We start from the raw sequence: 15,414 nt of genomic DNA, 5'->3' as shown, positions 1-15,414 counted from the left end.
ACGGGGGTCAGTCCCCCCGGTTCAGAGGTTTTTTGTTTAAAGATATGTCTAATTACATAAGGTAAAGAAAATTCTTTGTCAAAAAACCTTTAAAAATTCTCCTAATATCTTTAGAATAATTACGTACTACAATGAGAGGCTGAAGGAATAATCATATGAAATTAAAGCTAGGGAAATTAATACAGGTTTTGTCGCCCGCACAGCTGATTGCGTTATATTATTTTCTTGCTGTGACGGTTGCATTTATTTTGTTAAGTTTGCCGGCCGCCCATAAACAGGGGACCAGCTGGTCGTTTATAGACGCACTGTTCACGGCTGTCAGTTCAGTCAGCGTTACCGGACTAACGGTGGTAAACACGGCAGATACATTCAGCACGACAGGGATTGTCATTTTAGCCTTCGTGCTGCAATTCGGCGGAATCGGCATTATGACACTCGGAACATTCGTCTGGCTGATTATGGGGAAACGGATCGGTTTAAGGGAACGAAAACTCATTATGGTCGACCAAAACCAATCACAGTTTTCCGGGATCGTCAATCTGATGAAACAAGTGCTGGTTCTGATTTTATGGATCGAATTTTTTGGCGGCCTGATTTTAGGAACATATTTTTTAACGTATTACCATTCATTTGAACAAGCTTATTTACACGGTTTCTTTGCGAGCATCAGCGCCACGACGAACGGCGGGTTTGATATTACGGGGAATTCGCTCGTTCCGTTCAGACATGACTATTTTGTGCAGTTTATTACGATGCTTCTGATTATTTTCGGCGCTATCGGTTTTCCGGTGCTTGTGGAAGTGAAGGACTTTTTATTTTCCAAGCAGCGCAGATATTCATTTACGCTGTTTACGAAAATTACGACCATTATGTTTGGGCTGCTCGTATTGTTCGGGGCGGTCGGAATTTATGCTCTTGAAGCAAGCCATCTCTTGAAGGGGAAAAGCTGGCACGATATTTTATTTTTATGTCTCTTTCAATCAACCGCCACGAGAAGCGGGGGGCTTGCGACGATTGATATCAGCCAGCTCTCGGCGCCGACCTTATTTTTCATATGCGCCCTTATGTTTATCGGCGCTTCGCCAAGCTCGGTCGGCGGCGGAATCCGTACGACGACCTTTGCGCTTAATCTCCTTGCTTTATTTCATTTTGCCCGCGGAAATAAAGCGGTAAAGGTATTTAAACGCGAGCTTCATCAGGCGGATGTCATTAAATCGCTTGTCGTCACGATGATGGCTATTTTGCTTGTTTTCGGATCAACGCTCATTTTAGCTGTGACCGAAAAGCACCAGTCTCTCCTTGAACTGCTGTTTGAGGTTTGCTCGGCTTTCGGAACAACCGGGCTGTCATTGGGGATTACGCCGCATTTAAGCGACATCGGCAAGTGTGTCATAATGATTGTCATGTTTATCGGCCGGATCGGCATTTTGACTTTCCTTTATTTAATCGGGCGAAAGGAAATCGAAGCGAATTACCATTATCCGAAGGAAAGAGTCATTATCGGTTAACACCGCGTCTTCAAACGCGGTGTTTTTTTATGCCAAAAAAAAGATGTGTGGAAATGAATTCTTTGGAGACGCTAATCATAAAGAGGTGACATACTTGTTAGCCGTATTATGGAAATCAGTGATTATGATAGCGGTAAGTACCTTCTTATTAAGAATTGCCGGACGGAAATCGATCAGCCAGCTGTCGGTTACCCAGACAGTCATCATGATTTCAATCGGTTCCATTATTATTCAGCCGTTTATTAAGCATAATGTATGGGAAACCATATTTGCAGCAGCCATTTTCGTTTTGGTTTTGATCCTGATGGAATTCCTGCAGCTCAAATCTAAATTTTTTGAGTATTTATTTACAGGGAAAACCATTGCTGTTGTAGAAAACGGGCAAGTCATACCTAAAAATTTAAAAAAGATGCGTTTAACCGAATCGCAGCTGTCAATGAGAATCAGGCAGGCGGGGCTCGGAGAGATTAAAGATTTTAAAATTGTGCTGTTAGAGCCGAACGGACAAATCGGCTACGAGCTGATGGATGAGGCAAAAACGGTCACGGTGCGCGATCTTAAAACGATTTTGCAGGAATTCAAAACTGAATTGCTTACAGAAGGAGGAAATGAGATGAAACGCAAAGCAGCGAAGAATGAAGCATTAACAAATAACAATACACCGACAGAAAGCATGGATAAAGATGCATACAAAACACAATATGACGGTGATCCGGGACTCAGGGGAGCAAACCGGAAATCAAAACACGGCAAACAAGGGGGCGAATAAGGATGACAAAAAACCGCCACAGCAAGGATATGCAAAATCATAAAAAGCCGATGGATCCTAAGTTGCTTGAAGAAGAATTCTCAAGCGAACTTGGTGACTATAACGCCGGAAAACTGATTGAAACACTTGAACAGACAAAACCGAAGAAAAAAGAAGACAGCAAAAAATAAAAAATACCTCTTAGGCGGCAGGCGCTTAAGAGGTATTTTTTCGTTATTTGGAATAAGCATTTTTCCTTGTCCCTTTTATCGCTTCAAGCCAGGCGGTCATTCGCAGTTCAATAAACGGCTGGGCGGCTGTTTTCACAGCATTGCTGGACAAAATGGATGTAAGGACTGCTGTTAAAATAAGAAGCATCACTACATTTTGATAATCAGACAGATGATCCTCCAGCCCGATCTGCCGGAGGGTTTTAATAATAAATCCGTGCAGCAGATAGACGTAAAATGTTCTCGTGCCCCACTTTGTAAAGAAATAGCGTTTTTGCGGGACGAGTGCCAAAAAGCTGAAGGTGGCGGCAAAGGCTAAAACATACCAGGCGATGCGCGACAGCCCGCTTAACAGCGTTACATCTCCGAATGTTGAGTAGGGCTCCGAGCCAAACAGCCAAGAGTAATCAAAGTCAATACACCAGCATAAGAGAAAAACTGTGCAAAGAGCGCCGGCGGCAATTTGTTTGCCCCTTTTGGCTCTCAGTAAATCAAAGTGATCTTTATTTAAATAAAAGCCGACGAGAAACATCGGGAGAAAGACAAACGTTCGTGAAAGGCTCAGCGTGCTGCTGATGAAATCGAGATAACCGATCATAACGGCAAGCCCGCAGCTCGCAGCAAGCGCCCACGTTTTCGGCAGTTTCGTAAAGGGATAAAGCAGCAGGTTCCAAAAGAATAAGCTGATTAAAAACCAGAGAGACCACTGCGGATCAATCGGATTAACGCTAGTTATGCTTTCATCCTGAATCAAGTAATAAAAAACCGAATAGATGCCCTGGAAAATCAAATACGGAATAATCAGCTTCACAGCCAGCTTTTTCACATAACCTTTGCGCTTGTAGTTTTTCGCAAAATAGCCCGACACAAGGATAAAGGCAGGCATATGAAAAGTATAAATGAATTTGTAGAGATGGAGCATAAACTCATTTCCGTTAATAAATGACCGGAGAATATGGCCGAACACCACAAGGAAAATCAAAATAAACTTGGCATTGTCAAAATAACTGTCACGCGATTTCGTCATAGCATCACCTTCTCTTCAAAAATCATCCACTGCATGATTATTTCCTGCTCGAGTCCATTTTAAAATAAAAAATGAAAAATGAAGACGAAAACAATGGGATTGTTAGGATGATGTAACGGGGAGGTAAGGATCGTAGAAAAAGACTTTAACTTGTCATATCATTGAAATTTTCTGAAATGTATAGGGCAAATGAAGGAAGATGGAGGATTTTGTAGAAATATTGAAGGATAGGTTTTTTGAAGAAGGAGTGTACTGAATGGCTGAAACTCTGGATTTGCAAACAAAGGAATCTTTGCAAGAGCAGCTGAAGCGGCTGAAGGAGGAAAATGACCGTCTGAAAAATGATTTGAGCCGGTATCATATCATCATGAACAACACGCTTGATGGTATTTTTATCTGCCATAAGGAAATGAAAATCGTCCAGGCGAACGAGGCTGCGGCACGGATGATGCAGATTGAGGCAGACGGCCTTATCAACCGCTCCGTCCTCGATTTTTTATATTCTATCCCTCAGGAAGAACTGAATGCGGCCGTGAAGAAATTTTTAGAAAAGGGCTTCTTATGGAAAGAGGTGCCGATTAAGCTCGACAGCGGCGCAACTAAATACATTGAATTCCTTGCCAGAGACGGAATTGGGGAGGATTATTTTTTTGTGGTGATGAGAGATATCTCCTCTAAAAAAATTTTGGAGCGGGAATTTTCAATGAACGAACAGCTGTTCAAAGATTTGTTTGACAGGGCTGTTGACGGAATTGTGCTGTTTGACAAGGACGGGGGATTTATTGATGCAAATCTCTCTTTTTGCAAAAGCTTTGAGATAGACCAAAACGAGCTGTCCCATTTGTCGCTCCAGCATTTTACAGACGGGGAAAACAACATGCACCTGAAGGACATTTGGGATACCCTCCGCAGGAAAGGAAAAGCCAAGGGAGAGCTGCCCGTCAAGCTCAGGACAGGTAAGGAGAAGCTGTTTGAATTTACGATCACTTCCAACTTAATCAGCGGGTTTTATATGTCCATTATGAGAGATATAACAGAAAAACGGTCGATGGAAATCAAACTCTTTAAAAGCGAAGAGCGCTTCCGCGAAATTTTTGAAAACGCTATGGACGCCATCGTGATTTGGTCTGACGACGGAAAAATCGCCAAGGCGAACCAATCGGCATGCCGAATTTTTGAGCTGCCGATGGACGAGCTTCTGAAGCGGTACTTATGTACGTTTATCGCCGATCCGAAAAAATACGAACATATCAAAAAGAAATACGAAAGATACGGAGAAATCCGGGAAGAAATGCTGTTTCAGATGGGGAACGGACAATATAAAGAGCTTGAATTCACGTCGAAACGGACGATACTTGAAGGCCAGCATTTAACGATTTTAAGAAATGTCAGCGACCGTAAGCGAATGGAAAAAGAACTGAGGGAAAGCGAGCTGAAATTCAGAAAAGTATTTAACGGCTCCATGGACGGCAACGTATTATTTGACAACCAGTTCCGCATTATCGATGCGAATCCGCTGGCCAGCCGCATTCTCGGCATACCGCATGAAGAGCTGAGAACACACACCGTGCCGGACATTCTTTCTTCCTTTGACATTGAAAACACGGGCGTTCCCGCTAGAGAGATTGATTTAGAAGGAATGGATAATGAAATCCCCTTTTTATTAAGCAGCAGCGATCACCGCAAACTTGAATTTTCCTTCAAGCGGAATATCATTCAAAATATGAATCTTGCCATCTTTAAAGATGTCACGGAGCGCAAAGAGCTGGAGGAGCGGCTTCGGAAATCCGACACCCTGCACGTCGTAGGGGAGCTGGCAGCAGGCATCGCTCACGAAATCAGAAATCCGATGACAGCGCTGAAAGGTTTCATCCAGCTTCTCAAAGGAAGCATTGAAGGTGAATATTCCCTGTACTTTAACGTCATTACCTCAGAGTTAAAACGCATCGAGTCTATCATCACCGAATTTTTGATTTTAGCAAAACCGCAGGCCATATTATATGAAGAAAAAGATGTGACGCAGATTATGAAAGACACGGCTGATCTTCTGAACGCCCAGGCCAATCTTGTCAATGTACAGATCCATTTAAATCTGACCGGAAACATTCCTCCGATTTACTGTGAGCCCAATCAATTAAAACAAGTGTTTATTAATATCTTAAAAAACGCAATCGAAGTCATGCCCGGCGGCGGCAATATCTACGTGACCATTCAGCCTTCAGATAAAGACCACATTCAGATTTCATTACAAGATGAAGGAACCGGCATCCCTGAGGACAAACTAAAACGTTTGGGAGAACCGTTCTACACGACGAAAGACAGAGGAACAGGCCTCGGTCTGATGGTCAGCTACAAAATCATCGAAGAACATCAAGGCCGTATTCATGTTGAAAGTGAAGTAGGGAAAGGGACTGTGTTTCATTTGACGCTCCCGATCCGGCAGAACAAAGAGGAAAGAAGGAAGAGCGAATGACCTGCTTTACAAGTGCGGACACACCGCTTGGACCTATCATGATCACAGAGGAAGAGGGCTTTATTACCCGCCTTTTTCTGAGCGGGGACGATTTTGCGGAATGGGAACAATCATCCCCTAAACCTGAAAAACGTGAAACCGCGCTGTTAACGGAGGCGAAAAAACAGCTGCAAGAGTATTTTTCCGGAAAAAGAAAGCATTTCTCTCTGCCGCTCAGACAAAAAGGCACACCTTTTCAGGAAAAAGTGTGGGACACACTCGCCATGATTCCTTATGGCGAATCCCGAAGCTATGCCGATATTGCCGAAGCGATCGGCAATCCAAAAGCAGTACGCGCCATCGGACAAGCCAACAAACGCAATATGCTGCCGATTTTTATCCCGTGCCACAGGGTAATCGGCAAAAATAGCGCCTTAACGGGATACGCAGGCAGCAAGACGGATCTAAAAGCCGTTTTGTTGAATCGCGAACAAATATCCTATAAAGAAAAATAAAGAATATGGCACGTTCCGTTTTTTTACGTCTGACATATCATTTTATTAAGTGAAAAAAGTTGGTCTGACGAAAAAGGAGGACGAAGTCTGATGAAGCTGAGCCGTCCGGAAAAGATAGCCGGTTATGCAGAGCTTTTTCTGAAATTGCACCTGATTTCAGCCGTCCAAAGAGACGAAATGGTCAATTTGTGTAAACAAAAAAACCGCTGACATTGCCTGGGGAGGCAGCATCATCAGCGGTTTTTCAGCTTAGCTGGCAATCTGCGAATAATTGCTCGATTTCTTCCGTATATGAACCGGTCACAATCCCTTTCTCCGTAATAATACCCGAAATCAGATGATTTGGGGTGATGTCAAAGGCGGGATTGAATACCGGCACGTTTTCAGGAGCGGTGCGCACGCCGGAAATCTGTCTTACTTCTTCAGGATCTCTTTCTTCAATAGGAATTTGATCTCCGCTTTCAATTTGCATATCAAATGTGGAAAGCGGGGCGGCGACAAAAAACGGAATTTGAAAAGCGTTGGCTAAAATCGCGAGACCGTACGTCCCGATTTTGTTGGCCGTATCACCGTTCTTAGCAATTCTGTCAGCGCCTACAATTACAGCGGAAATGTGTTTTTCTTTCATCGTATGGGCGGCCATGCTGTCTGTAATGAGAGTCACATCAATTCCTCCCTGCATCAGCTCCCATGCCGTCAGCCGTGATCCCTGTAAAACCGGCCTTGTTTCACATGCGTAAATATGGAGGCCGAGATCCTTTTGCTTTGCCAAATAAAAAGGCGCAAGCGCCGTGCCGTAGCGGCTTGTAGCAATCGAACCTGCATTGCAGATGGTCATGATCTGGTCTCCTTTTTTAAAAAGGTGCAAGGCATTCTGGCCGATCATACGGCACGTTTCTTCATCCTCAACTTGGATTTGAATGGCTTCATGGACAAGGGTCGTTTTCGCTTCATTGATTGAGATCGCATTCCGGATGGAATCTTCAAGCCTGTCAAGCGCCCACGCCAAGTTGACAGCAGTCGGTCTTGAGCTGTTTAAATACGCTTTGATGGCTGCAAGCTGACGTCGGAAGTCAGAAACATCTTCAGCTTCTATCGATTTAGCACAAAGAGCGAGACCGAACGCAGCGGTTATGCCGATGGCCGGGGCGCCTCTTACTTTCAGCGTGACAATCGCGTCAAATACATCCTCTTTCGTCGTCAGCTCCACAAATTCAGTAATCTCCGGGAGCTTTTGTTGGTTTAAAATGTGAATATATGTTTCCTTCCATTCAACAGAACGGGGGATGGCAAATTCATTCGTCATGATACATCATTCCTTTACGCGGAGCTTAAATTGGTCCAGAACCTCAGTGATGCTTTTCAGTTCTTTTCGGCTTTCGATATAAAAGGCACCGATTTCAAGTGCCAGTTTCTTTCTTTCAATCCGTTTGTCAAACGGCACAATCTCATCTAAGTCAGCCACATGGGCAAGCCCGATCGTGCGGCGGATCAGCTCGCATCCGGCAAAACCGACGGCTTCCTCAAATGCGGTTTGAAGTGTTTCCTCAAGCCGGTGTCTGCAGGAGATGCGGCTGTCTTTTTCCCAAGCGTCACTAAACGTTTTCACAAATGTCTCCCATACGGCGGCTGTATGGTCATATAAAGGCTGTCTGTCTTTGCCATCCCGGCTGAGGGCGTTTAACAGCAGGTTTGCGATAAACTGGCCGATGTCAAAGCCGATCGGCCCGAAGAAGGCAAACTCGGGATCAATGACCTTTGTTTCATGTTCACCGGCAAATATGCTTCCCGTATGCAGGTCGCCGTGAACCAATGTTTCAGCTGATGTTAAAAATATGGATTTCAGCTCTTCGGCTTCCGCTTTCAATCGGGAATTGTTCCAAATCTTTTCTGCGTAAGGGCGAAGCTCCTCTTCAAAATCATTTGTCTCATGGTCGAGAAACGGCTCTGTAAAGACCAGCCTTTCCGTAATATTGCAGAGGTCCGGATTCGTAAACTGCTTTACGAGCTGCTGTTTCACTTTTGCATCAAGCGCATAATCGGATGAGTAAAAAAGCGTTTTTCCGAGAAATTCACCGATATGGGCTGATAAGTTTGGGTAGTTTTTTCCCTCAATCAGTCCTCTTCTTGAGATTTGCAGGCGGGAGAGATCCTCCATTACGGTCACCGCCATCTCCGTATCTGAATAATACACAGACGGAACGAGGCGGGGCACATGTTCGCCTTGGCGGATCAGCGCGCTGCTTTCGATTCTTGCACGGTCGATGGTAAGCGGCCAGCTTTCACCGACGACTTTTGCATAAGGAATCGCTTGTTTGATAATCAGTCCTCTATTGTTTTCTTTGTCGTAAACATGAAAGACGTAATTTAAATTGCCGTCGCCGATTTCACGGCATGTTAATGTGCTTTTGCTTGGGAATAAGCCGAGCTTAACGGCTAACGCGGCAGCTGAGCTTTCGGTTAATTGTTCATAAACGCTTGTTTTCGTTACTGGCATGGATTTCCCCTCCAATTATGTAGTGTGTAAAGATGTTGCCCGGAGAATAGGCCCGTAAAAAAAGCCTCCTTCTCTGAAGAGAAGGAGGCTGAAACAGTACAGTCCGCCTCTTATCTCTCAGATAAAATCTGATGGAATTAGCACCGTGCCTTAAGAGACAAATCGTCCCGGCGCAAAAATCACGCGCCCCATTTCACAATGGAATTACGGTCGGTTGCTGTTGGGGTCAAAAGGCCAATCCCTCGCCCAACTCTCGATAAGAGAAAAATATATTGAGTTGTATAACAATTCGAATTAATCAGTTGATGAAAATACTAACAGGTGTCTGATCTTTTTGTCAACGCTTTTTTCGAAAAATTAATATAAATCACTCCGCAAATCGTTAAAGACAGGAATGGTGCTGCGCACAGCCGCGCTTTCTGATACATCAATTTCCGCCCGGACGGCGCCTTCTGTCTGTCCCCCTTCGGCTAAAATCCGTCCCCACGGGTCGATAATCAGGCTGTGGCCGGCAAATTCATTATCTGGATTAGAACCCGTGCAATTACATGCCGCGACAAAACATTGGTTTTCGATCGCTCTTGCGACAAGCAGGCTTTTCCAATGATCAAGGCGGGGAAGAGGCCATTCCGCAGAAATAAACAGCACATTCGCCCCTTGCGCCGTATGTTTTCTGACCCACTCGGGAAAGCGGATATCATAGCAAATCAGCCCGGCGCACTTTACGCCGTCAAGCTCAAAGAAACCGTCGCTGCTGCCGGCAGATAAATACAGATGTTCATCCATCAGCTGAAACAGATGCGCTTTTTGATATTGTTTTTTGATCTGTCCGCTGTTATCGGCGATGTACATCGTGTTATAGACGTTGTCTCCTTCTTTAACCGCAACCGACCCGGCGACGAGGTGCACGTTATATGTTTTAGCCGTTTGCCGGAGCCATTGCTTTGAGGCTTCGCCGTTTTCATCCGCCAATTTATCAAGGCGTGTAAGGTCATAGCCTGTCGTCCACAATTCAGGGAGCACCAAAACATCGGCATGGCGGCTTTCTCTTTCGATGAAAGATTCTGCTTTTTTTATATTTTCTGAAGGATTTCCGTATGAAATATCAAATTGCAAACAGGAAACAGTCCATTTCATTTTACAACACCCCAAGTTTCTCTTTACTTTTTTTATTTAACCATATATGATGATGGACTATCATTTCAAGACATTTTTGGAAGGTGAAAATATGAATTTTGAATTCTCTGATGTACTCAAACATCTGCCTGAACAATTTTTCGCATCTTTGGTGCAAAAGGTGAACCGAAAGCTGAAAGAAGGCGAAGACGTAATTAACTTGGGGCAGGGAAACCCTGATCAGCCGACTCCCCAGCATATCGTAGAAGAAATGAAACGCGCCGTCGAAAGGCCGGAAAATCATAAATACTCATCTTTCCGCGGCTCGTACAGCTTTAAAAAGGCAGCAGCGGCGTTCTACGAAAGAGAGTACGGCGTCACTGTCGATCCGGAAACCGAAGTAGCCGTGTTGTTCGGCGGCAAGGCAGGACTTGTTGAGCTTCCGCAATGCCTGTTAAACCCGGGTGATACGATTCTGGTGCCGGACCCCGGTTATCCCGATTACTGGTCAGGCGTTGCCCTTGCGAAAGCAAAAATGGAAATGATGCCGCTGACGGAAGAAAGGGATTTCCTCCCGGATTACAGCGCGATTTCCGCAGAGGTGCGGAAAAAAGCGAAGCTCCTGTATCTCAATTATCCGAATAATCCGACCGGGGCTGTGGCGACAGCGGAGTTTTTCGAAGAAACGGTCGGCTTTGCGAAAGAAAACGGCATTTGCGCCGTTCATGATTTCGCTTACGGGGCTGTCGGCTTTGATGGGCATAAACCGCTGAGCTTTCTGCAGACAGACGGGGCAAAAGAAACCGGAATTGAAATTTATACGCTGTCAAAAACCTATAATATGGCGGGCTGGCGGGTTGGGTTTGCCGTCGGAAACAGATCAGTCATCGAAGCGATCAACCTGTACCAAGACCACATGTTTGTCAGTCTGTTCCCTGCGGCGCAGCAGGCTGCGGCAGCGGCTCTTTTAGCGGATCAGACATGTGTCGCCGAGCAGAATGACAGATATGAATCAAGGCGCAATGCGTGGATCACGGCCTGCCGGGATATCGGCTGGGAAGTGACGGCTCCGGCCGGCTCCTTTTTCGCATGGCTTCCGGTGCCTGCCGGCTATACGTCACAGGAGTTTTCAGACTTGCTTCTGGAAAAGGCAAATGTCGCGGTTGCGGCGGGAAATGGCTTTGGGAAATGGGGCGAGGGCTACATCAGAGTCGGTCTTTTGACAAGTGAAGAAAGACTTAAAGAGGCGGCGGACCGGATCGGAAAACTAAATCTTTTCACCCGAAAAAAGATTGACATTACATGATAACAATGGGATAATTCAAAATAATTTATAAAATCATTATTCTTATCAAGAGCAGGCAGAGGGACGAGCCCGATGAAGCCCGGCAACCGACTGATAAAGCACGGTGCTAATTCTTGCAGCAGGAGCTGAGAGATAAGATTCGGACATAACACGAAACCTCTTTCTGCTCAAACAGAAGAGGTTTTTTATTGTTTTGCGAAAGAAAGAGAGGAGTATACGCATGAGCGAAGTATTGGCAGCATATCTTCTGACGGACCCGGGAGACAGTGAGAAACGGGCTGAACAAATCGCGGCGGGGCTGACGGTAGGCTCCTGGACGGATTTGCCCCAGCTGAAGCAGGATCAGCTCAGACGGCATAAGGGCCGGGTGGTAAAGGTTGAGGAGAAAGAAGGAACCGCTGAAAATGAGAAACAGGCGGTCATTACCATTGCGTATCCTGAGGTTAATTTTTCAAACGATATCCCGGCAGTGCTGACAACAGTGTTCGGGAAGCTGTCGCTGGACGGAAAAATTAAACTGATTGATCTTGAATTTTCCGAGGCGTTTAAACGCTCCCTGCCCGGACCGAAATTCGGCATATACGGCATCCGCAAAATGCTCGGCGAGTTTGAAAGACCGCTTTTAATGAGCATTTTTAAAGGCGTAATCGGCCGGGATCTCACTGACATTAAGGATCAGCTCAGACAGCAGGCGCTGGGCGGTGTGGATATGATTAAAGATGACGAAATTTTCTTTGAAAATGATTTGGCTCCGTTTGAAACCCGTATTACAGAAGGGAAACGAGTCTTAAAGGAAACCTGTGAAGAGACAGGACATAAAACGCTGTATGCAGTAAACCTTACGGGACGAACGGCTGAGCTGCGGGACAAGGCGAGGCGGGCTGCCGAACTTGGAGCCGACGCCCTTTTATTGAATGTGTTCGCCTACGGTTTAGACGTTATGCAAAGCCTTGCGGAAGATGCGGACATCCCGCTTCCGATCATGGCGCACCCGGCGGTCAGCGGCGCGTTCACATCATCTTCCGTCTACGGTTTATCGCATGCGCTTTTACTTGGCAAGCTGAACCGGTGCTGCGGCGCCGATTTCAGTTTATTTCCGTCACCTTACGGGTCAGTGGCTCTTCCGAAGGAGGCGGCGCTTTCCATTCACGACGAATGTGTGAAGGAAGATGTTTTCAAGCCTTCATTTGCTGTTCCGTCGGCCGGCATTCATCCGGGCATGGTGCCTTTATTGATGCGTGATTTCGGAATTGACCATATCATTAACGCCGGCGGCGGGATTCACGGGCATCCGCGAGGCGCCGAGGGCGGAGGAAAAGCGTTCCGCGCCATTATCGATGCGGTGCTTCAAGCGCAGCCAATAGAAGAAAAAGCCGCAGCGTGCAAAGACCTTAAGCTCGCATTAGACAAATGGGGAAGGGTGGAAGCCGTATGACCCAGACACCGCTGATTATTTGTGATTTCGACGGAACGGTTACCATGAATGACAACATTATCAGCATTATGAAAGAATTCGCACCGCCTGAATGGCTCGCTTTAAAAGACGGTGTCCTGTCTAAAAGCATATCCATCCAAGAGGGTGTCGGCCGGATGTTCGGGCTTTTGCCGAGCAGCTTAAAAGAAAAGCTGACAGACTTTGTTCTGCAGGATGCGAACATACGGGACGGCTTTTTGGAGTTTGTCTCGTTCGTTCGGTCAAACGACCTTCCGTTTTATGTCGTAAGCGGCGGGATGGACTTTTTTGTGCACCCGCTTTTGGATGGAATCGTGGAAAAGGAGCGGATTTTCTGCAATCACGCGTCTTTTGAAAATGCCTATATTCATATTGAATGGCCTCATACCTGTGATGAGGGCTGTACAAACCAATGCGGCTGCTGCAAACCGTCAGTCATCCGAAAGCTTTCAGACCAAAAGGAATTTCTCATCATGATCGGTGATTCCGTCACGGATGTGGAGGCTGCAAAGTTGTCTGACATGTGTTTTGCAAGGGATTACTTGCTGGATGAATGCAGGGAGCTCGGGCTGCGTCATCTTCCTTTTCATGATTTTTACGAAGTGAAAAGCGGCATTGAAAACATCGGGGAGGTGCAGGCATGGCTGCAAAACAAGAGCGCTGGCGCGAACTTGCTGAAGTAAAGCGCGAGCTGGCTGAAAGAGACTGGTTCCCGGCGACAAGCGGAAATCTTTCCATTAAAGTGTCTGATGAGCCGTTAACTTTTCTCGTCACGGCAAGCGGCAAGGATAAACGGAAAGAAACAGACGAAGATTTTCTCTTAGTCGATCAGCACGGGAAACCCGCTGAAACCGGCCATTCCTTAAAGCCGTCAGCGGAAACGCTTCTCCATACCTATTTGTATCAGAAGACCAATGCGGGCTGCTGTCTGCATATTCATACGATAAATAATAATGTGATATCGGAGCTGTACGGCGAAGAAAAACAAATCACATTTCAGGGACAGGAAATCATTAAGGCGCTTGGTTTTTGGGAGGAAAATACGGCGGTGACCATTCCGATTATTGACAATCCCGCACATATTCCGTCATTGGCTGTAAGCTTCGCAGCACACGCTGTGAGCGACTCCGGCGCCGTGCTGATCCGCAATCACGGCATTACTGCATGGGGGCAAAATGCGTTTGAGGCAAAAAGGGTGCTGGAAGCCTATGAATTTTTATTCAGCTATCATATCAAGCTCCTGTCACTCCGGCCGCAGCTTGTCAAATAAAGAGGGGGAATCGAAAATGGCAACGATCAGAATTCATGATGAAAAAAATACATTAATAGACAATCAAGAAGAAGTAGCACGCTTTTTAGACGACCAGGAGGTTATTTATGATCAGTGGAATATTGAAAAACTTCCGCCTGAGCTTTCAGAAAAATATGATTTGACAGAAGTCGAAAAAGAGCAGATTCTTGCCGCGTTTGATAAGGAGATTCAGGACATTTCCGCACGGCGCGGCTATAAATCCCAAGACGTCATTTCTCTATCAGATTCAACTCCGAATCTTGATGAACTATTAAAAAACTTTCAACGAGAACATCATCATACGGATGATGAAGTCCGATTTATCGTCAGCGGCCACGGCATCTTCGTCATTCAAGGCAAAGACGGCACTTTTTTTGATGTCCGATTGAATCCGGGAGATTTAATTTCGGTTCCGGAAAACATCCGCCACTACTTTACGCTTCAGGAAGACCGTAAAGTGGTCGCAGTCAGGATTTTCGTTACGACAGAAGGATGGGTTCCGATTTACGAGAATGAAAGTGTACAAAACTAACGAAAAACACGAGCCTCTCATGCGGAAAACGCATCGGGGGTTTTTTCATGTTAACAGTATTTTAATATAAGGTCATTGTCCTTCGTTTTTTGATAAACTTCTATTTTCCGCCGCCAGAATATGTGAAATGCTGTTTACATGATCATGTAACGGGTATTATTCTCTTAATCCTGCTAAAGATTCCAATATGAAATGAAAAATTAAGTTATTTAGTAAAAAAATGTTTACAAATAAAGTATAATCTGTAATAATGCTCAATAACCCAATCAAACTTGTTTCCTATTCTTTTAGCGGTGAGGGGTGAAGTGAATGGGTAGTTATTCTGAACAAGAAAAATTGCTGGTATCTATTGATGAAAAAAGAAAAATGATGATAGATGCCGCTAACAGGCAGGGGTTTACAGGATATGATACGATCAGACACAGTCAGGAGCTGGACTGTCTGATGAACGCGTATCAGCAGCTGATAAATCGGGAACACACACATCACCAAGGAATACAGGGCCTTGTGAAGAAAATAGGCTTGTTCTCCCGCGGTGATGTGATGCCTGCGTATGAGGCAAACAAATGACTGATGATAAACAGATAACGAAGAGCAAAAGCGCTTCCTGAACAAGCGCCGCATCTTAAAGATGAACGCGTTTTTATTAGCGGGAAGACCCCGTTGATTCTGCTCACGAAGCGCCTCGTATTTATCTGCAGGCCATGAGGCCGACCTCCGCATGCATCCTCTTACACAT

General features: G+C 45.5%; 15 protein-coding genes and 2 riboswitches. Of the genes, 11 read left to right on the top strand and 4 right to left on the bottom strand.

Going from position 1 to position 15,414, the window contains the following annotated elements; all coding sequences use genetic code 11:
- Nucleotides 1–155 precede the first annotated feature (155 nt).
- From AXI59_RS13850 to AXI59_RS19825, 3 genes are all read left to right on the top strand, one after another.
- Nucleotides 156–1,508: a TrkH family potassium uptake protein gene (locus AXI59_RS13850; protein ID WP_061528536.1), complete on the top strand. Its 1,353-nt coding sequence runs from the start codon at nucleotides 156–158 to the stop codon at nucleotides 1,506–1,508.
- Nucleotides 1,509–1,602: 94 nt separating this feature from the next.
- Nucleotides 1,603–2,277: a DUF421 domain-containing protein gene (locus tag AXI59_RS13845; RefSeq protein ID WP_061523525.1), complete on the top strand. Its 675-nt coding sequence runs from the start codon at nucleotides 1,603–1,605 to the stop codon at nucleotides 2,275–2,277.
- Between the two features lie 2 nt (nucleotides 2,278–2,279).
- Complete coding sequence (locus AXI59_RS19825; RefSeq protein WP_156476290.1) at nucleotides 2,280–2,447, top strand: hypothetical protein; 168 nt, start codon at nucleotides 2,280–2,282, stop codon at nucleotides 2,445–2,447.
- Nucleotides 2,448–2,490: 43 nt separating this feature from the next.
- Here AXI59_RS19825 and AXI59_RS13840 read toward each other — a convergent pair whose 3' ends face one another.
- Nucleotides 2,491–3,513, bottom strand: coding sequence for an acyltransferase family protein (locus tag AXI59_RS13840; RefSeq protein ID WP_061523526.1), 1,023 nt, complete (start codon nucleotides 3,511–3,513; stop codon nucleotides 2,491–2,493).
- Nucleotides 3,514–3,769: 256 nt separating this feature from the next.
- Between AXI59_RS13840 and AXI59_RS13835 the strand changes: the two genes are divergently transcribed.
- The gene (locus tag AXI59_RS13835; protein WP_061528535.1) at nucleotides 3,770–5,986 is read left to right on the top strand and encodes a PAS domain S-box protein; all 2,217 of its coding nucleotides are present in this window, start codon (nucleotides 3,770–3,772) and stop codon (nucleotides 5,984–5,986) included.
- Entirely contained in the window at nucleotides 5,983–6,480 is a 498-nt protein-coding gene (locus tag AXI59_RS13830; protein ID WP_061523528.1) for a methylated-DNA--[protein]-cysteine S-methyltransferase, read from the top strand. Before AXI59_RS13835 ends, AXI59_RS13830 begins: the two co-directional genes overlap by 4 nt.
- 244 nt (nucleotides 6,481–6,724) lie before the next feature.
- Here the strand turns inward: AXI59_RS13830 and mtnA are convergent, their stop codons facing one another.
- From mtnA to AXI59_RS13815, 3 genes are all read right to left on the bottom strand, one after another.
- Complete coding sequence (gene mtnA / locus AXI59_RS13825) at nucleotides 6,725–7,786, bottom strand: S-methyl-5-thioribose-1-phosphate isomerase (protein WP_061523529.1); 1,062 nt, start codon at nucleotides 7,784–7,786, stop codon at nucleotides 6,725–6,727.
- A gap of 6 nt (nucleotides 7,787–7,792) precedes the next feature.
- Nucleotides 7,793–8,977 carry an S-methyl-5-thioribose kinase gene (mtnK, locus tag AXI59_RS13820; RefSeq protein ID WP_061528534.1) on the bottom strand — a complete coding sequence of 395 codons (1,185 nt, stop codon included), beginning with the start codon at nucleotides 8,975–8,977 and terminating at the stop codon, nucleotides 7,793–7,795.
- A gap of 107 nt (nucleotides 8,978–9,084) precedes the next feature.
- A riboswitch (SAM riboswitch) is annotated at nucleotides 9,085–9,240 on the bottom strand.
- A 94-nt stretch (nucleotides 9,241–9,334) separates the two neighbouring features.
- Nucleotides 9,335–10,114 (bottom strand): carbon-nitrogen family hydrolase, encoded by a 780-nt coding sequence (locus AXI59_RS13815; RefSeq protein ID WP_061528533.1) that lies wholly within the window; start codon nucleotides 10,112–10,114, stop codon nucleotides 9,335–9,337.
- A gap of 91 nt (nucleotides 10,115–10,205) precedes the next feature.
- On the opposite strand from AXI59_RS13815, the gene AXI59_RS13810 reads away from it, so the two are divergent.
- The 6 genes from AXI59_RS13810 (at nucleotide 10,206) to spo0E (ending at nucleotide 15,245) form a co-directional block, all read left to right on the top strand.
- On the top strand, nucleotides 10,206–11,399 hold the full coding sequence (locus AXI59_RS13810; protein ID WP_061528532.1) for a pyridoxal phosphate-dependent aminotransferase: 1,194 nt from the start codon (nucleotides 10,206–10,208) through the stop codon (nucleotides 11,397–11,399).
- 39 nt (nucleotides 11,400–11,438) lie between these two features.
- A riboswitch (SAM riboswitch) is annotated at nucleotides 11,439–11,538 on the top strand.
- 81 nt (nucleotides 11,539–11,619) lie between these two features.
- Nucleotides 11,620–12,834: a 2,3-diketo-5-methylthiopentyl-1-phosphate enolase gene (mtnW, locus tag AXI59_RS13805; RefSeq protein ID WP_061528531.1), complete on the top strand. Its 1,215-nt coding sequence runs from the start codon at nucleotides 11,620–11,622 to the stop codon at nucleotides 12,832–12,834.
- Nucleotides 12,831–13,535, top strand: coding sequence for a 2-hydroxy-3-keto-5-methylthiopentenyl-1-phosphate phosphatase (gene mtnX, locus AXI59_RS13800; RefSeq protein ID WP_061523534.1), 705 nt, complete (start codon nucleotides 12,831–12,833; stop codon nucleotides 13,533–13,535). The genes mtnW and mtnX overlap by 4 nt, the downstream gene beginning before the upstream one ends.
- Nucleotides 13,493–14,122 (top strand): methylthioribulose 1-phosphate dehydratase, encoded by a 630-nt coding sequence (locus AXI59_RS13795; protein WP_061523535.1) that lies wholly within the window; start codon nucleotides 13,493–13,495, stop codon nucleotides 14,120–14,122. The genes mtnX and AXI59_RS13795 overlap by 43 nt, the downstream gene beginning before the upstream one ends.
- A gap of 16 nt (nucleotides 14,123–14,138) precedes the next feature.
- Nucleotides 14,139–14,675 (top strand): 1,2-dihydroxy-3-keto-5-methylthiopentene dioxygenase, encoded by a 537-nt coding sequence (locus tag AXI59_RS13790; RefSeq protein WP_061523536.1) that lies wholly within the window; start codon nucleotides 14,139–14,141, stop codon nucleotides 14,673–14,675.
- Nucleotides 14,676–14,984: 309 nt separating this feature from the next.
- On the top strand, nucleotides 14,985–15,245 hold the full coding sequence (gene spo0E / locus AXI59_RS13785; RefSeq protein WP_061523537.1) for an aspartyl-phosphate phosphatase Spo0E: 261 nt from the start codon (nucleotides 14,985–14,987) through the stop codon (nucleotides 15,243–15,245).
- The last annotated feature ends 169 nt before the right edge of the window (nucleotides 15,246–15,414 follow it).

Origin of the sequence: Bacillus nakamurai, assembly GCF_001584325.1 — a bacterium.
Lineage (GTDB): Bacteria > Bacillota > Bacilli > Bacillales > Bacillaceae > Bacillus > Bacillus nakamurai.
The sequence above is the reverse complement of the archived record's forward strand: the minus strand, read 5'-3'. Positions and strand labels throughout refer to the sequence as shown.